Source organism: Vibrio sp. SNU_ST1 (genome assembly GCF_030563405.1).
Taxonomy (GTDB): Bacteria; Pseudomonadota; Gammaproteobacteria; order Enterobacterales; family Vibrionaceae; genus Vibrio.
Window position 1 is genome coordinate 767,123 of record NZ_CP130749.1, and the last position, 18,419, is coordinate 785,541.

Annotated in this window: 13 protein-coding genes; 6 read left to right on the forward strand and 7 right to left on the reverse strand. The window is 43.5% G+C overall.

The genetic code is table 11. The annotated features are described in order from the left end of the window. Nucleotides 1-100: 100 nt before the first annotated feature. Both Q5H80_RS17845 and Q5H80_RS17850 read right to left on the reverse strand, forming a co-directional pair. The gene (locus tag Q5H80_RS17845) at nucleotides 101-1,096 is read right to left on the reverse strand and encodes a D-alanine--D-alanine ligase (protein WP_304570727.1); all 996 of its coding nucleotides are present in this window, start codon (nucleotides 1,094-1,096) and stop codon (nucleotides 101-103) included. Between the two features lie 179 nt (nucleotides 1,097-1,275). Next, the gene (locus Q5H80_RS17850; RefSeq protein WP_304570728.1) at nucleotides 1,276-1,839 is read right to left on the reverse strand and encodes an SPOR domain-containing protein; all 564 of its coding nucleotides are present in this window, start codon (nucleotides 1,837-1,839) and stop codon (nucleotides 1,276-1,278) included. A gap of 216 nt (nucleotides 1,840-2,055) precedes the next feature. Between Q5H80_RS17850 and Q5H80_RS17855 the strand changes: the two genes are divergently transcribed. Then, on the forward strand, nucleotides 2,056-4,737 hold the full coding sequence (locus Q5H80_RS17855) for a bifunctional acetate--CoA ligase family protein/GNAT family N-acetyltransferase (protein WP_304570729.1): 2,682 nt from the start codon (nucleotides 2,056-2,058) through the stop codon (nucleotides 4,735-4,737). Here the strand turns inward: Q5H80_RS17855 and Q5H80_RS17860 are convergent. Next, on the reverse strand, nucleotides 4,729-5,616 hold the full coding sequence (locus Q5H80_RS17860; RefSeq protein WP_304570730.1) for a LysR family transcriptional regulator: 888 nt from the start codon (nucleotides 5,614-5,616) through the stop codon (nucleotides 4,729-4,731). The genes Q5H80_RS17855 and Q5H80_RS17860 overlap by 9 nt on opposite strands. Before the next feature lie 224 nt (nucleotides 5,617-5,840). Between Q5H80_RS17860 and Q5H80_RS17865 the strand changes: the two genes are divergently transcribed. Beyond that, complete coding sequence (locus Q5H80_RS17865) at nucleotides 5,841-7,979, forward strand: TonB-dependent hemoglobin/transferrin/lactoferrin family receptor (RefSeq protein ID WP_304570731.1); 2,139 nt, start codon at nucleotides 5,841-5,843, stop codon at nucleotides 7,977-7,979. A gap of 425 nt (nucleotides 7,980-8,404) precedes the next feature. Here the strand turns inward: Q5H80_RS17865 and galE are convergent, their stop codons facing one another. Then, on the reverse strand, nucleotides 8,405-9,418 hold the full coding sequence (galE, locus tag Q5H80_RS17870; RefSeq protein ID WP_304569431.1) for a UDP-glucose 4-epimerase GalE: 1,014 nt from the start codon (nucleotides 9,416-9,418) through the stop codon (nucleotides 8,405-8,407). Nucleotides 9,419-9,869: 451 nt separating this feature from the next. Here galE and Q5H80_RS17875 point away from each other — a divergent pair, with 451 nt between their 5' ends. The 3 genes from Q5H80_RS17875 to Q5H80_RS17885 all read left to right on the forward strand — a co-directional run bounded on the left by Q5H80_RS17875 (nucleotide 9,870) and on the right by Q5H80_RS17885 (nucleotide 12,501). After that, nucleotides 9,870-10,613, forward strand: coding sequence for a 5-oxoprolinase subunit PxpA (locus tag Q5H80_RS17875; protein ID WP_304569432.1), 744 nt, complete (start codon nucleotides 9,870-9,872; stop codon nucleotides 10,611-10,613). Nucleotides 10,614-10,790: 177 nt separating this feature from the next. Next, nucleotides 10,791-11,558, forward strand: coding sequence for an allophanate hydrolase subunit 1 (locus Q5H80_RS17880; RefSeq protein WP_304569433.1), 768 nt, complete (start codon nucleotides 10,791-10,793; stop codon nucleotides 11,556-11,558). Continuing rightward, nucleotides 11,551-12,501 carry a biotin-dependent carboxyltransferase family protein gene (locus tag Q5H80_RS17885; RefSeq protein WP_304569434.1) on the forward strand — a complete coding sequence of 317 codons (951 nt, stop codon included), beginning with the start codon at nucleotides 11,551-11,553 and terminating at the stop codon, nucleotides 12,499-12,501. Before Q5H80_RS17880 ends, Q5H80_RS17885 begins: the two co-directional genes overlap by 8 nt. A 145-nt stretch (nucleotides 12,502-12,646) precedes the next feature. On the opposite strand, the gene Q5H80_RS17890 is transcribed toward Q5H80_RS17885, so the two are convergent. From Q5H80_RS17890 to Q5H80_RS17900, 3 genes are all read right to left on the reverse strand, one after another. Then, entirely contained in the window at nucleotides 12,647-14,101 is a 1,455-nt protein-coding gene (locus tag Q5H80_RS17890; protein WP_304569436.1) for an FAD-dependent oxidoreductase, read from the reverse strand. 532 nt (nucleotides 14,102-14,633) lie between these two features. Continuing rightward, nucleotides 14,634-17,072 (reverse strand): ABC transporter permease, encoded by a 2,439-nt coding sequence (locus Q5H80_RS17895; RefSeq protein ID WP_304569437.1) that lies wholly within the window; start codon nucleotides 17,070-17,072, stop codon nucleotides 14,634-14,636. A gap of 1 nt (nucleotide 17,073) precedes the next feature. Further along, nucleotides 17,074-17,748: an ABC transporter ATP-binding protein gene (locus Q5H80_RS17900; protein WP_102572472.1), complete on the reverse strand. Its 675-nt coding sequence runs from the start codon at nucleotides 17,746-17,748 to the stop codon at nucleotides 17,074-17,076. On the opposite strand from Q5H80_RS17900, the gene Q5H80_RS17905 reads away from it, so the two are divergent. Continuing rightward, the gene (locus Q5H80_RS17905) at nucleotides 17,747-18,364 is read left to right on the forward strand and encodes an arylesterase (protein ID WP_065679012.1); all 618 of its coding nucleotides are present in this window, start codon (nucleotides 17,747-17,749) and stop codon (nucleotides 18,362-18,364) included. The genes Q5H80_RS17900 and Q5H80_RS17905 overlap by 2 nt on opposite strands. The last annotated feature ends 55 nt before the right edge of the window (nucleotides 18,365-18,419 follow it).

Sequence of the window (18,419 nt, forward strand, 5' to 3'; positions counted from 1 at the left end):
AACTTCCTACTTAAAAACAAATAGCGCCTTGGCAGGTAAGCTCAAGGCGCTATTTGTTATCTAATGAGTTATATAAAACTGCTAAGATATTTTGGATGAACTAAGAAATGCTTGTTCTCACGCAGTTCTCTAAGAACTGGCTGAATTTGTGCCCATCATGTTCAACCATTTTTGGAAACATGGAAATTGGCGTCATACCTGGGAAGGTATTCACTTCGTTCAGGTAGATCTCATTGTCTTGTGTTAAGAAAAAATCGATACGAGACAAGTGACGAAGCTTCATCTGCGTGAATACCTTGCGGGCGCTGTCTGCAATCAATTCACGCTGTTCGTCGGTTAAGTTAGTTGCTTCAACTTCAGTAATTGAGTGGCTGTCTGCACTGTACTTCTCTTCGTAAGAGTAAAATGCGCCATTAGGTGCAATCACCTCACCTGGCTTACTTATCTGTAGCTCGCCATCGATTTCATAAGCGGCAACTTCTAGTTCTCTTGGCACCACAGATTTCTCAATAAGCACTTGATCAGAGAAGGTAAATGCTTTGTTGATTGCTTCACTTAATTCTTCTACTTGATTGACTTGGTAACAGCCAACGGAAGATCCCTGACGAGCCGCTTTGACGAACACTTTCCCCCAACTTTCAAAGGCTTGTGTCGCTTGCGCATGAGCTTGTTCAGTGTTGTCGGATAAGAACAGATACGGCGTATTTGGGATACCTAGAGCGTCGTACCAAAGTTTTGATGTGATTTTATTGAAGCTGTTGTTGCTTGCTTCAGAACCACAACCTAGGTACGGAATCTTTGCCATTTCAAACAGTGATTGAATGTCACCGGTTTCGCCAGGGAAACCATGAATACAAGGAACAATGAAATCGACTTTAGATTCTAAGTTGTCGCCACGCAAGGTTTGATCGTTAATATCAAGATAAACCAACTCACCAGAATCAAGACACCAGCCTTCGTTTTTAATTTCAACTCTCACAACGTTAAAATCTGCAACGCTATTAAGTTGTTCAAAAAGGTAATTGGCTGAAACGATTGACACTTCATGCTCTGAAGATCCACCGCCGCAAAGTAGAAGGATGTTTGTGGTGTTCATGGGTAAATTCGGTCCTTGAAACTAGGAATACTGACTTCAATGATAAACAAAAGTCGAAATAGGTACAGTGTTTTGAATGCTAAAATCGTCATCTAAGGAGTGAGCGATTAACTATTAAACAAAACTAACCGTCATAAAACAAAAGAAGGAGCATTTGCTCCTTCTTTATGACTTAAAACTTAGTTTAACTTGTTAAGCGTTGGGTATTCAGAGTTCTTGATATCATCAATGCTCTTAACGAATGGCTTTAAGTTTTGAAAACTGCTCGGCAAAGAGGAAATCGCCTTTTTAGCGTCTAAGCGTGTCGCGTAGTCACCGTAAAGTACAGTGAACCACTTGGTGCCGTTAACCATTTTGTAGTTTTCCCAAATTGGCTGGGAAGTGGTTGGTAGCATTTTTACAAAAGAATCGACTTTGGCTTGGCTACCAACAGCAACAACTTGAACTGTGTAACCAAAGCGTTGGTTCATGTCTTGTTGCTTCTTGGTTGGAGCAGTAATTGTTGCAACCGGCTTAGCTCTAGTCGTGTGAGTGATTTTTTGCTCTACAGGTGCGGTTCTGACAACGTTGGCCACGTTCTCTTCAATAACAGCATTCTGCTCTGATTGAGATACAACTGGAGCTTCAACTTTGGCTGTTTTGAATTCTTCTTGATAGCTATCTGACGTTACATTGGTAACGTAGTTGTCAGATACACATGCAGCCAAGAGCAGTGGCAAAGTGACAATTGCAAGTTTTTTCATGGAAAGCTCTATATCCTTAATAATAATTACTATAAATCATGCCGATACGTCGGTTTAGAATCAAGTTAACTTTGAGATTATACACCATTAGTGGGTGACCTATTTCACAAACTTTATGCAGTGTTTGCTTATTCATCTTAATTCGGTGAATTTGCCATCAACCCGTGAATGAAAAGTAAGTTACGATGAACTTACGTGCATTGCTAGGATATGTCTATGAATCATCTTGATCCCCTACTTAAACCCCGTTCAATCGCTGTTGTTGGTGCATCTCAACGAGAAACGCGTGCAGGATATATCGTCATGAACAATCTGTTGCACGGGGATTTTAAAGGTGCGGTGATGCCAGTAACACCAAAATACGATTCTGTCGCGGGCGTCCTCTCTTACAAAAACATCTTGTCGCTACCTATCGTTCCTGATCTTGCTATTTTGTGCACTAATGCGACACGCAATGTGGCTATTTTTGAAGAGTTGGCCGAGAAAGGCATCGCTTCAGTCATTGTGCTCTCCTCCGACATGCAACAGCAAAGTGATAGTGGTGAAACATTTGATGAGAGATGTATTGCAATCGCCAAAGCAAACAATATACGGGTACTTGGTTCCAATAGCTTGGGAGTTATTGTCCCGTGGTTAAATTTGAATGCCTCTTTTTCTCCGGTGACGGCACTGCCAGGTAAAATCGCCTTTGTTTCTCAATCCGCTGCAGTGTGTACAACGATTCTAGATTGGGCGAACGATAAAGAGATCGGCTTCTCGGCGTTTATCTCGATAGGTAATGGCAGTGACATAGAATTCTCGGAGCTATTGGATTATCTGAGTACCGACTCTCACACCGAAGCAATATTGCTTTATGTCGATAGTATTAAAGATGCGAGGCGCTTTATCTCTGCGGCGCGTGCTGCATCACGTAATAGACGAATTCTGGTGTTAAAAGGCGGACGAACCGCTAAAGGCCGGGCGGCGGCAATGCTACATACTGGCGGTGCCGATACGTTAGATATTATCTATGACTCAGCGATCCGACGCAGCGGCATGTTACGAGTTAAGAACTTACATGAACTGTTTGCAGCGGTAGAGACTCTGACTCATTCAGTGCCACTACGTGGAGAGCGCTTGGCTATTGTGACCAACGGCGGCGGCCCTGCGATCATGGCGGTGGATACCCTTTTTGACCGTGGTGGTAAGCTTGCCGAGTTTTCTGAAGATACGCTAGAGAAACTCAATAAGGTTTTGCCATTGAGTTGGTCTCAGAGTAATCCAATCGATATTGTTGGCGACGCCGGTGAGCAACGCTATATCGATACGATAAACATCTTGCTAGATGGTGATGAAGCGGATGCGATTCTTATCATGCACAGCCCTTCTGCGATCGCACATTCAGCTAAAACAGCTGAGCGAATTATTGAAGCCATTAAAAAGCATCCTCGCCACAAGCGATTTAACATCCTAACTAATTGGTCTGGCGAGCTAACAGCAAAGCCAGCACGAAAGTTGTTTACCGAAGCGGGTTTTCCAACCTATCGAACACCTGAAAGTTCAGTGGTCGCATTCATGCACTTGGTCGAGTACAGACGTAACCAGCGTCAGTTAATGGAAACACCAACCACGGCAGAAAAAGTCCATATTGAAGATCTAGCAGATGCAAAAAATTGGATAGAACGACAACTACTGGATAAAGATACAGTTAACCTTGATACGCATCAAAATAGCCAATTTTTCAAGCACTTCAACCTAGATGTATTGCCAACTTGGATAGCTTCTGACCCAAGTGAAGCGGTACATATTGCCGAAACGATTGGTTACCCAGTCGCAGTTAAACTGCGCTCGCCAGACATTGCACATAAGTCGGACGTGCAAGGAGTTATGCTTAATTTAAGAAACAGCAATGAAGTCGCCAATGCGGCTCAGGCGATTCTCGATCGCTCTCAACTGTCATTCCCTACCGCGCATATCCATGGCTTGTTAATTCAAGGAATGGCCAAACTCGCCGGCGGGCAAGAGCTACGAGTAAAAGTGACAACGGACGAAACCTTTGGTCCTATCATTTTACTTGGTCAAGGAGGTTCTGAATGGGATGAATCCATTGACGCTGCTGCAGCCTTTCCACCACTCAATATGACACTGGCACGTTACTTGATCATTCGGGCGATAAAAAGTGGCAAGATTCGTCTGCAAAAACTACCTAACCCGATTGATATTGAAGGTCTCTCTGAATTGTTGGTGCGTATATCTCAGATGGTAGTGGATTGCCCTGAAATACATGATTTGGATATCCATCCAGTACTGGCCAATGGTGACAAGTTCACGATATTAGATGCCGATATCATCTTGAAAGCATACCAAGGCGATCCTCAAGAACGTCTTGCGATTCGCCCTTATCCAGTCGAATTGGAAGAGAATATCGTACTTAAGGACGGCACTGAGGTGTTGTTACGCCCGATCCTTCCTGAAGACGAGCCGCTTCATGCTGATTTTATTCATCGTGTATCCAAAGAAGACCTTTACAAACGTTTCTTTAGTGATGTGGGTGAATTCAATCATGAGGCATTGGCTAACTTTACTCAGATTGACTTTGATAGAGAAATTGCGTTTGTGGTCGTTCGAAAGGAACAAGGCGTACCCGCGATTATTGGCGTATCGAGAGCGCTGATTAACCCAGAGAACACCGATGCAGAGTTCGCTATTCTGATACGTTCCGATCTGAAAGGCGTTGGATTAGGTCGCATTTTGATGACTAAGGTTATTGACTACTGTCGTACCAAGCAGACCAAGCAGATGTCGGGCATGACGATGCCGACCAACCGAGGGATGCTGACACTAGCCCAGAAGTTGGGTTTTGAGCTAGATATCAGTTTTGAAGACGGTACTGCAGATATGGTGTTGCCGTTACTTTAACGCCCATGTTTTTTTTAGATGTTGAATACACCAAGACTTGGCGTCGCCCATTTTGTTACGTCGCCAAGCCATTACGATGTCGATAGGCTGTGGTTCGGTACCCGAAATCTGTTGTAGAACGCCAGATTCAATCAAAGGTTTCGCAATACTACTCGGCAAGGTGCCAATTCCTAATCCTGCAGTTAGAGCCTCTACCTTGGCAGGGAAGCTTGTTACGGTCAAACGTGGCTGTTTTTCTAGAATATTGATGCTTAATGCAGGTTGATCGCGCGCTGTATCTGCAATTGCGACAACCCTGTAACTTTCCCTCGCCTTTTGGTCGAAATCACCAGATCGCTTATGAACGTAGTGGTTTGATGCTGCGACCCATACCATTTCCATCTTACCGATAATGTCACTTTTCATATCGTTTGGTATGGTTTCAACCTTTGGGCACACCAATAAATCAGCTCGGCCGTCTGAAAGTGATTCCCAACAACCAGCTAGAATCTCTTCTTGTAATCGAACCCTAGTTTTACTTATTTTTCCGAGTTCATCGACTAATGGGAAGAAATTAGCAATCGGAATAATGCCATCAAAGGCAATTGTTAAATCCAACTCCCAGCCATTAGCAAGAATACTCGCGTCATTAACGAGTTGTTCAGTAGCACCAAGAATGATCCTTCCTTGCTCTAATATTAACTGCCCCGCTTCCGTGAAATTTGCACGGTGGCCTGAGCGATCAAAAATCATAATATCTAAGTCTTGTTCTAGCTTCTGGATTTGATAACTCAATGAAGAAGGTGCTCGGTCCATTTCATTAGCCGCTGCCGCAAAGCTTCCACGACGATCAATGGCATCTAATATGTGTAAGGCTTCAAGTGTTATTGGGCTATGCATAACTTTCCTACTTTGTAAGTGAGATCTAGATCACAAAAAGAGAAGCATTCACGGAGTGAATGGAACTGAAAAACTCTTTTCAATACATGTGTTTAATAACGCTAATTATGAATTAGTTGATAATATTGAAAATTATTTAAATGCAAATAATAGTAATTATCATTTAGATCCAATATCATCTTTCGCAAATCAAGATGATATTATGGAACTAAGGTAACTATCAGATGTATAAGCAATCCCTACTCTCTGCTTCAATCGTTTTAGCGCTTTCATCAACATCAGCCTTTGCTGAAGATTATGCCCTATTTGACGAGGTTGTTGTATCAGCAACGCGTACCGAACAAAACAAAGAAGACGTTTCAAGCTCAATTGAGTCTGTATCTGCAAAAGATATTGATAATCAAATGTCTAGCGACATAAAGCAAGCTCTTCAATACACGCCAGGAGTAGAGGCTCAAGGCGGTGGCCGTTTTGGTATTTCAGGCTTTAACATTCGAGGTGTTGAAGGTGATCGCGTTAAACTTATGGTAGATGGAGTTCAACAACCTACACCATATAACCCTGGCGCTTCTGAGCAACGTAAATATTCGAATGCGATCGAAGTCGATACATTAAGTGTCATAGAGGTGAATAAAGGCCCTGCTTCTACGCTTTACGGTTCAGATGCCATTGGTGGTGCAGTACTGCTAAGAACTAAAAATCCAGAGGATATGCTTAGAACTGACGGGGATGAAAACCGTTTTGGCATCAAATCTACCTATACATCTGCAGATGAACAGTTCAAGAACACAGTTTCTTGGGCGATGCGTAAAGATAAGTTAGAAACGATCGTTATGGCGACATACGCTCAAGGCCACGAGACACAGACTCATTCATCAGGAAGCGAAGTTCAAGGTCCAGATCGTGGTGCAGAGAACCCGGCAGATACGGAATTAAGTAATATATTAGCGAAAGCATTCTACAATGTATCAGATTCAAATAAGGTTGGTATTACGGTTGAACATTACCAACGTCAATATGATGAAGATGAGCTAAACTACAATGGCTATCAGCTTATGCCGGGCTTTGTATACACTGATAATTACAACAAAGACACCAACAAACGTTTTCGTGCAACATTGGAACAACAGCTTAAGCTAAGCTCTTCAATTGCCGACTCTTTAGACTGGTCTCTAAGTTACCAAGACTCAAGTACTTTGAATAAAAACTACGATACAACTCGCTACAACGGACGTCGACTTCGTGAGCGTAATGCTTCTGATGTAAACATGCAAGTTGATACACAGCTTTCTAAGCTAGTGAATATTGATGGTGCGGATCACGAATTCACATATGGTTTCACATACCTGCAGAATGACTTTGAATTAGAAAACTACGACCATAAATTTGATAGAGGCACTGTTACACCGGGTAGCACTGGTATCCCTGATGCAGAAATAACGCAATGGGGTGTGTTTGTTCAAGACCAAGCATTTTTCATGGAAGACAAGTTGATTGTAACTGGCGGTCTTCGTTATGACTCATTTGTTGCTGACCCATCAACGGATGAAGGCTACAAGACTCAATATGAGAAGAATAAAGATGACGCCGTCACAGCTAAGCTAGGTTCAGTTTACCACATCAATGACAACCTATCGGTATTTGGTCAAGTTGGGCAAGGTTTTAAAGCACCTTCAGTTTACGACCTCTACTACTTCTACACTCGAGGTGCCATCATTGAAGCTAACCCTAACTTGAAAGCCGAAAGAAGTCTCTCTTACGAACTTGGCCTTCGTGGCAATAATGAACATGCTCGCTTTGAACTAAGCACTTTCTATACAGATTACTCTGATTTCATTAACCAGACGAAAACGGGCAAGCAAGGCGGTAAAGACGTATACACCAAAGAGAACTTAGATAAAGTAACTATCTATGGTGCAGAGCTTTCGTCAACGATTAATCTTGACACCCTGTTAGACGCACCATTTGGTACCTACACTCGTTTAGCTGTGGCTTATGCTGATGGTGAAGATAAATCTACGGGTAAATCCATTGATTCAGTAGCACCACTAACGGGTACGCTAGGTCTTGGTATCGAACGCGAGACTTTCGGTTCAGCTTTAAATGTTAAGATGGTTGCTGCGAAAGATGAGTGGAACTCCGATGACAACGTAAACGTGGCTGGATACACAGTTGTTGATTTGACTGCTTATTACCGCCCTGTCACGGATTTAACCTTGCGAGCGGGTCTATTCAACGCATTAGACAAAAAATATTGGCTGTACAATGACATGTCAGGCCGTGGGCACGATTCTAAGTTCAACACCGATATTAAGTCTCAACCGGGTCGTAACTGGGGTATATCTGCAAACTACGAGTTCTAACTGGTTAGAAATCTAGTTCGTTGTAGAGCTAAGTTTATTGAAGACCTAGGTCATTAAAGATCTAGGTCGTTCCAGAATAAAGCCATACAAAAAAATACTGTAGAAACTAAAAAGCCAGCTTACTATAAGCTGGCTTTTTGTTATTTCACTAAAAGTTGTATCAAAAAGGGGTAAAGTGAAATTATTTCTCTGCCATTTCTTTCTTAACCATTACTGCAGCAGCAATGATGAAAGTGATGATTAGGCCTAGTTCCATGATTAACTCCAAAGAAAATTAACATTAAACATATAATTCGCGAGCATGATAACAACAACCGATACAGAATGATACTTTTTAACCACCAAATCACTTTTTATTCGATTTAGATCAAAAAAGATGCCCTAGAGCATCTTTTTGTACGTTAACTATTCATGAAATTACTCAATCAACCAGGAAAACCATCAGGATTTGTTGATTGCCAGCGCCATGTATCTTCAGTCATTTCAGCCAGTGTGCGTGTCGCATTCCACCCCAGTTCTTTCTGAGCTTTCGCTGGGTCGGCCCAACACTCAGCGATATCACCAGGACGACGCGCAACGAGTTTGTAAGGTATCGCTTGACCGCTCGCTTTCTCGAAGGCTTTAACCATATCTAATACACTTGAACCGTTGCCAGTACCCAGGTTATAGATGTGAAGACCGTCTTTACGCCCTACTTTCTCAAGTGCTGCAATGTGTCCATCAGACAGATCCATAACGTGGATGTAATCACGAACACCAGTGCCATCCTTTGTTGGGTAGTCACTACCAAATACGGATAGAAATTCACGTCGGCCAACTGCAACTTGAGATACAAATGGCATTAGATTGTTTGGAATACCTTGCGGGTCTTCACCGAGTTCACCACTTGGGTGTGAACCTACGGGGTTAAAGTAACGTAATAATGTAATGCTCCAATCGGGGTTAGCCTTTTGGAAGTCAGTTAAGCACTCTTCAACCATGAGCTTACTACGACCGTAAGGATTGGTTGCGCTTGTGGGAAAATCTTCTGTGATAGGAACACTAGCAGGATCGCCATAAACCGTTGCTGAAGAGCTGAATACTAATGTTTTTACGCCAGCGTCACGCATTGCATCGACAAGGACTAACGTGCCATTTACATTGTTGTCGTAGTATTCGAGGGGCTTGGCAACAGATTCGCCTACCGCTTTCAGGCCCGCAAAATGAATAACGGCTTCAATATTGTGTTGCTTCATGGTTTCAGTTAAAAGCGCTTTATCACGAATATCACCTTCAATGAAATCAGGACGAACGCCAGATACTCTTTCGATACGTTCTAAAACGCTTGGTTTACTGTTATACAAGTTATCGAAAAGCACAGGTGTCATACCTGCGTTAATCATCTGGATACTTGTGTGGCTACCAATGTAACCCATGCCACCTGTAACTAAAACATTCATGTTTAGCCGACCTTTAATTAAAACCACTTAACGTATCGCTTATGATACAACAGCTTAGGGTTGGGTCACAAACGGCTATGGCAGATACACTACACGAGAGAGCAAAAATTGACCGTTCCGTTCGCTTGACAATTCCCTCATCGCCAACCTTCAGAATCACATCAATGTCACCGTATGATTCATTACCCTACATTTGCTCCCTAAACTGGAAACAAAATAGATGGAACGCTGTTTGTCGATCGCTTCTTTTTCAATTATCTTTAACCATAGTTTCTATACGTTATTGATGAAAGGAAACATTTGTCACAATCCGCTATTTAGCGAGTTGATACATGCCGTGACATTATAGTGAATGCAGCTTTTGGTGTCGAAAGTTTGAGTTAGGTCACTGTTTATTTATGGTATTTATAAGACCGTCATTACTTACCTCAACGTAAAGGATTAGCACCACGTGACAACGAAGATTTTGCTTAATTGCGACATGGGAGAAAGTTTCGGCAATTGGAAGATGGGCGATGACGAGTCGGTCATGGAATGGATCGATATGGCAAACATCGCTTGTGGCTTTCACGCGTCTGATCCGCACGTTATGTCTAAGACTATTAAACTGGCACAGCACTATCACACCCAAATTGGTGCTCATCCCGGTTATCAAGATTTAATCGGGTTTGGTCGCCGTTCTATTCCACACACCATGGACGAAATCAGTGAACTAGTGTGCTATCAAGTAGGTGCACTACAAGCGCTTTGCCGCTATCACCACACCTCTGTTGGTTATGTGAAACCTCATGGTGCCCTTTACAACGATATGATGGCGAACATTGATGTATTTAATGCCGTTGCCCAAGCCGTCGCTGAATTTAACATCCCCTTGATGATTCTCTCTTCGTCCGACAACCAACAGTATCTAGATATTGCAGACGACCATGATTTACCACTCTTGTTTGAAGCGTTTGCCGACCGTGCCTATTTGAATAATGGGCAGTTATCGCCGCGAACTCAAAAAGGCTCGGTTTACGTCAACCAAGACGACATCTACAACCAAGTCATGCAAATCATTAACTATGGCTCTGTTACGACTTTAGAGGGCGAAAGACTGCCTATTGAAGCCGATACCATCTGTGTTCATGGTGATAACCCCCAATCCATCGCATTAATTAGAAAAATCAGACAAGACCTCAACGCTTTTAATTAGTATGAAGCGTGTGATTGGTATGACGCATGGTCTAATCGCTCGCCTAACCGAGCACCAAATCAATCGCTCGTAAGATCTAATTGCCTTGTATTGGTTTAGACACGGAAGTTAAACACGCCAAATAAGTAAACGAAAGGCAAGAAAGCTAATAAAGGCAAGCAAACGTATGGAAACGAAATGACGACGAATCAAATTGAATTCAATATAGCGCCAGTCGCGGAATGCAGCGTTTTGGTCACCTTGACGCTATCGCCTTCAAATAATCAATCTAGCGGCGAATATGCGCAGTACATGGCTCATCTTTCCAATGCCATTCGTCAAAACTTGGCATCTATATTGATGAATGTGACACCGGCTTACCACACCATTCTGGTTGACTACTTACCTTATCGAATTTCCGAAAAGCAGCTCATCGAACAACTCAGCACCTTGTTGAGCCATGCTATTTCGTCCTTATCTAGTGTTAATTACACGAGTAACACCATCGAGCTTCCTGCTTATTACTCACCAGAAACAGCACTCGACTTAGACCGATATCAATCCAAAGGCATGTCGCTGGATGAGATCATTCAACATCACACCTCACAGACATACAGCGTCAGTGCCATTGGGTTTACGCCTGGCTTTGCCTTTATGTCTGATGTGGTCGCCGAGCTTGCGTTGCCTCGTCATTCAACCCCACGTTTAAGTGTACCGAAAGGCAGTATCGCCATCGCGGATACGAAAACTACTGTGTACCCCTCAGAATCACCGGGCGGCTGGAATATTATTGGTAATTGCCCGCTAGCGCTGTTTGAGCACAGCCAACTGAAGAACGCTGATACCACGCAAACGCAGCTGTCACTACTTAATGTCGGTGACACCGTTCGTTTCACCGCGATATCAAAACAAGAATTTGTTGAGCTTAGTCTTATGGAGATGAGTGGAGGTGTCGCTAATGGTTAAGACAAAAGCCAAACCAACACTGACAGTCATTAAGCCCGGCCCGTTGAGTTTGATTCAAGACTTCGGACGATTTGGTGTCGCTCATCTCGGATTGACACAAGGCGGCCCTGTTGATGATTACTCGTATAGCTGGGCCAATCACCTGCTCGGAAACCCAGTCAACCAAGCAGTGTTGGAAATCACGCTTGGGCAATGCGCGTTACGAATCGATTTTGATTGTGAGATGGCATTATGCGGTGGCGATTTACAAGCGAAGCTCGATGGTAAACCACTGTCGAACTGGCGTACTTTTCAAGCTTTCGCAGGGCAAGTCCTCTCATTTGGTTTACCTAAAAATGGTCTAAGGGCGTATTTAGCCGTTAAGGGTGGCTTCGATGTTCCATCAACTCTTCGTAGCTGTTCTACGGTGACTCGTGAAAAGATTGGTGGATTAACGCAAGATGGACAGCCATGCCAGCAAGGGCAACAAATTGCTTTTACCCAACACCAACTCTCTCGCCCGTTTAAAGCGTTGAGTGTCACCTTCCGATACACGCCTAATTACAACCTACCAGTGAACCTGCGAGTGATAGAAGGCTATCAAAGCGAGCTGTTCTCAGAGTCAGCAAAAGCGACTTTGTATAACGCACAGTATCATGTTGACCAAAATTCTAATCGTATGGGTTATCGACTCAGTGGCGACCCCGTGGACTCGCCTGACATTTCGCTATTGTCAGAAGGCATTGCCTTAGGTTCGATCCAAATCCCCCAAGATGGGCAACCTATTGTGTTGCTTAATGACAGACAGACTATTGGTGGCTATCCCAAGATAGGATGTGTCGCCAGAATCGATTTACCGCGCTTAGCACAAGCCAAACCTGGACATGAAGTCTCGTTTAGTAAAGGCGATCGCTTAGGGTTGCAAGATGTTTGGTGCCAATGGGCTCAGTTTTTCGGCTATTAGTTTTTGCTCTGTAGCTAAGAGTAATTCCTAGAGATGTAGTTCGGATGATTTTCGGTATCTTAGCTGGCGTTTGAATGAAGGTTCGGCTTACCTGTCAAAGTGAGCCGAATTGAAGATGTTCAGCGTAGTAGATTATGACTGAGTATTAAGCGTGATCTTGGCCTGATACCTTTGCAAGGGCTGCTGGGTATCCGCGTTCTTGTGTCAAATATATCGCTCTATTCTCAATATCACTTAGATTAAGTGACATTGTCACTGAGTGTGTATTTTCAATCGATACCGCCTCTGATACATCAAACCATTGCTCAGCGACCTTTTGCGCAGCCTCTAGGGTTGAAGATGCTTTGACTACTTCAAGTCGAGCATAGCGATCACCACAGAATGACACGTCTGAAGCTCTTAAGCTCGGATCGGTTCCCGGAATTTGCTGTGCACCGAACAGAGGCTTACCACCTACCAGTGCAGAGCTAAAACTTGGGATGAACTGAGACATATGTGTTATCGCAGCGCGAGTTCTTAATTCAAGCTGCTCTTCACTCCAACCCGATACGATTTTCTTAAGAAGCTTCGAAGGCAACTGTGGTTGTGACGAGTCTGTTGACGATGAAACAAGCCCCCCCTCAAACAGAGTAATCCCTTCTGTCATACCGTGAAGTTGGAACACACCATCAGCATACGGTGTTAATTGAGCCATGCCTTGTGGTGTGCCTCTCGGGCCATGGAAGATAACCTCTGGCCACTCTTCCTTACATTCTTGCGAATACGGCCACTGCGTAACGTATGCGGCTTTGAACTCAACAAGCCTTTGTTGCTTAGAACCGACAAAGTCATCCACGATGCCCGTTTCAAAGCCACTTGCATTAATCAAGTAGTCGGTCGTTAGGTGACAACTTTGGTTCTCAGCGTCTGTATAAGTCAAAGACCAACCTTGCTCTAACGATTCAACAGATTGCAATCGGCTGTTGGTTAACACGGTACAATTAGACTGTTGCCCCAAAGAGAGTTGAGCAGTTGCAGAAAGTCGGAATACACTCCAGCCATATTCTTGAACCATAGCAACAGGATACTTAAGGGTTTCTAGATCCGTATGTTTAGCGAAAGGAATACACCAATCATCAAGCGATGTTGGTTCCAGAGGCTGTGTTTGGGTAGCAAGTGCTAGTAACTCTTCTTTACTATACAGCTTGTAATACTCTTCCGGTTTACCAAGCACTTGGTTGCTTTTATCTTGACTAACAAGATCAGCATAAGCGTTCTTGATTATCTTTAGACGCGGAAGTAGATCCAACGGCTCTCCACCATCACTGTGTGGAACAGCGATAATTGTCGGACGAATATTGATCGTATGAGGAAACAAACGAACGGTATCAATTGACTGCTTGAGCAACTGAAGGCACTGCTCTACAGAAATATCTCTATACAAATTGCCACCAGCGTGCAGATGGCAAATTGGTGGACCATTAACCAAGCTCGGTCCTTTTTCCAAGATAGTGACCTTATAACCCAACTCACTAAAATGAATCGCGCTTGTCGTTCCGGCAATACCACCACCAACAATGGCAATAGAAGGCTGATTTGTATCCGTTTTGTTGTGGTTCATCGTGTTCTGTAGAATATGATTAACTGCCGCTATTCTACTTTTGTTCTGCTACGAATTAAAACACATTTTTATCAAGGTCTTAGATAGGCAGTATTTAATATCCATGTAAAAAACCTAAATAATCTCTTGACTCAATAACTCCAGATTGAGTTTTAAAGGTTATTATAACCGTCACATTTGTCCTAAGTGACGCCACATAAAGGCTGCCTCAGTACTCTTAAAACATAGAGGTTAACTTATCCCTAAAGTTATCCACCGTTTTTGTGGATAACTGTTGATAACGTTCTTGCTAAGTTGCGCAACCCCTTTGTTTACAGGGACTAACCGCTGTTCATTAAATCGGCATTATTGCGCAATTAGTTTTAAAAAAGACTAAAAAGTTGGAAAATAAAGGTGAGATATTTGCCACTTGTGCTACGCATTGGTCAAATAAAAAACGGTCTAAAGCGACGCCTTATAAATAGTGCATGACTAAATACAAATAATCTCACTTTTAGACCGTTTTAAGCATTTGGTTAGATCACGCTAACGACTAACCAAAATCCTTGTTTACTGGTGCCAACAAACGTTTGATTAAGCTATTCACTACCGCGGCTAATGTGATGAACGTTAGCACAGGTAGTGCTATCCAGAGCATCGGGTGGAGTGAAGGCTGTAACTCAAAGCCAAAGTTCATTACCCCTGCAACACTGAGCTCAGAACCAAGCGCAGCAATTGAGCCTGCTACTAACGCCATCACCCCGTATTCACACCAAATAGTATTGAGAATTCGCTTCTTACTCGCGCCTAGCGTTCGGTACAAGCGTATCTCTTGTTGTCTTTGAGATAAGCTCAATCGCAACAGAGTGAAGATAAGCAATAGCCCCGCCACCACACCTAACGCGGCAAGTACGGTTATCGACCAAACAATCTGTTTGAGCAACTCCTGGATCTTACTGCCCATTTTACGAATGTCCATCAAACTCACGGTCGGGTGATTACGCGAGAGCTCATTGAGCATTTGATCGTGCTTTTCTTCTAGTCTGAAACTCACGAGCCAAGTAGAAGGAATTGAGCTCAAAATATCGGGAGTAAAAATGAAATAGAAGTTTGGCTTCATTTCACGCCACTCGACTTTGCGGATGCTATTCACCTTGGCAGAGACGTTCTGGCTGTTGATTGTGAATGAAAGATCATCGCCAATTTTCAAATCAAGTTGCTCTGCGACATCGGATTCCACAGATACGCCCTGCTCTTGTGTCCAGCTGCCTTCTAATACTTCATTGTACTCAGGCAGGCTATCTCCCCAAGTGAAGTTAATCTCTCGGCTTAATACGTCTGTTTCTTCTGAGGTCTCGCTGTATTTCGCCGCCTCAACGCCGTTAATGGTTGTGAGCCTTCCTCGTATAATTGGAAACGCTTGAGTACGCTTTACTTCGTTTGCATCAATCGTCTCGAGATAACTGTCTTTCTCATAGCTTGCAATATTAAGCGCAAACGCATTAGGTGCGTTCTCGGGTAAGGTTTGTTGCCAATCTGACAACAAGTCACTTCTCACTAGCCATATGATTGATAGCAGCATCAAAGACAGAGCTAAAGAACCAAATTGAATCCCTGTTGCTAATGGTGTGCGATTAATTCGGCTCAATGCCAAGCGCATAGATGTCGACGTCGGCAGCTGACCCACCAAACGCAGAACAAGCGTACTGACAATCGCGAGCACTAAGAACAGACAAGCGATACCAGCTAAAACTATCCATACCAATAGATTGTTACCATACATCAGCATCATTGGAATAATCGGTACCAGTAACAATGAGTATTTCTTGTAGCTTTCATTAGACTGATGACTTGATTGAATAACGCTGATTGCTGAAGTGTTGACCAACCCAATTAACGGGATGCCAAGAGCCGGAACACCAATTAAGATGCTTGATAAAATCGCCAAGATAGCCGGTTCAATACCATAGCTAGGAAGTGGCGTTGGTAATAAGTCGCCCAGAGGTATACGAAGCAAAAACTCTAAGCCGATACCGATGGTAATTCCCAGCACTGCACCGATAACCACTAACAGAGACACCTGTACAGACAACCATTTAACGATCCACTGCTTGCTCGCACCTAAACTCTTAAGCATCGCAATGGTTTTACGACGACTCGCAACATAATGTTGGCAAGTGAGTACCAAAGTGGTCGCAGCCATGATCACAACGATAGCAACGGTTAGCGAAAGATACTGAGTTGTGCTCTCGAACATGTCATTAGTGCGGCTCGCAGAGTCTTGCGTGCGCCAACGATCGCTTGGTGTTAATTCTACACTGTCTTGTACGGCTTTCAGTTTATTATCATCACCATTTAGAAACAGCCTAAAACTAACACGGCTGCCCGGTTGAATAGCGCCAGTGGCATCGATGTCATTTGTATGAATCAGCACCGCGGGCATTTGTTGGAAAGGGTTAAAACTCAAGCCCGGTTCTTGTGTGAGACGTCCAGTGATTGTTAAATCAGCATCGCCTATCGTGACATTGTCACCTATATCAACTTCTAATTGCGAAAATATACGCTCATCAAGCCACAATTCACCCGGCTCAACATGATTGCTTACCGTGCTATCTGCACCTTCCAGTATCATTTCGCCGCGTAAAGGATAATTGCTTTCAACCGCTTTCACCGTCACTAGCTGCATCGAGTTATCACTGAATGCCATGGTTGAAAAGCGGGTCAACTGAGAGCTTTCAAACTGTTCAACTTGAGTGAGGTCTAACAAAGATTGCGGGATTGGGTTTGCTGAGATAAACACGCTATCGGCGGTAAGCGCATCTTTGCCTTGCTTAACAATTACCTGTTCCATACGTTCGGCTAACGCCGACAATGCAAAAACACAAGCAATGATCAGTGTTAATGCGATGGAAACTGGCCACAACTGACCGTGTCGTATCTCTTCGATGCTCCATGAAAACAGTCGTTTGTTCAGTCCGTGTGATGAATTCAATTTAGACTTCCTCTATCTGACCGACATGCATCTTAAGTGTTCGTTGGCAACGCTGTGCGAGCTTAGGGTCGTGCGTGACAAGAACAAGCGTGGTGCCGTGCGATGAATTGAGTTCAAACAACAACTCGACGATTTTCGCTGCCGTTTGTTGGTCTAGGTTACCTGTGGGTTCATCAGCAAAAAGGATTTTTGGCTTGATCATAAAAGCACGAGCTAAAGCGACCCTTTGTTGTTCACCGCCTGATAGTTGAGACGGCAGGTGATCAAGCCTGTCTTTCAAACCCACTGATTCAAGCAAAGCAGTCGCACGTTCGATGTCTTCGTCTTCACCTTTCAACAAACAAGGTAGCGTGACGTTTTGCAGCGCAGAAAGGCTTGGGATCAATAAGAAGCTTTGGAAAACAAACCCAACGGATTCACTGCGGATTTTGGCTCTCGCTTCGTCATCCAGCTGTGATAGAGGTTGGCCTAACAAACTGATTTCGCCAGACGTTGGCACATCAAGCCCTGCAAGCAGTGTCATTAGGGTTGATTTACCTGCCCCTGAAGTGCCGACAATCGCGACGGTTTCTCCTTCACGAATATCGATATCAACATGCTCTAAGATTGTTAAATGTTCTTGATTAGTAGACACTGTCTTGGAAACAGCTTCTGCTTTAATGATGGATGTATGCATGACTCGACTAATTTCCTTTTTATTCTTAATTATATTTTCAACCGCTTCTTTGGCTCAAGATACCGAGTTAGATTCTAAGTTACTGGTACTTGGTGATAGCTTGAGTGCTGGTTACAATATGGACATCAAACAGAGTTGGCCAAGTCTATTGCCAAACGCATTAGCGAAGCATGACAAAACAGTTACTGTGGTTAATGGCAGTATTTCGGGTGACACAACCGGCAACGGGTTAGCTCGTTTACCACAATTGCTTGAAGAACACGCTCCAGACACTGTTCTTATCGAACTCGGTGCGAATGATGGTCTTCGTGGATTTCCACCTAAGCTGATGTCTGCGAATCTTGATCAAATCATTAAGCAGATAAAAGCTGCAGGCGCGAAACCTATTATGATGAAGATTAAAATCCCACCGAATTACGGTAAGCGTTACAACCAGCAGTTTGAATACGTCTTTGCAGCGCTTGCTGATCAACAAAATGTACCGCTTTTACCTTTTTTCCTAGAGCATATCATCCTTAAACCTGAGTGGATGATGAACGATGGACTGCATCCAAAACCAGAAGCTCAGCCTTGGATTGCTGAATTTGTCGCCAAAGAATTATATCAGTATCTTTAAGTTTTAATGGTCTAGCTCAATAAATTTTACACAGCTTTACGTTAGCCTGAGTGCA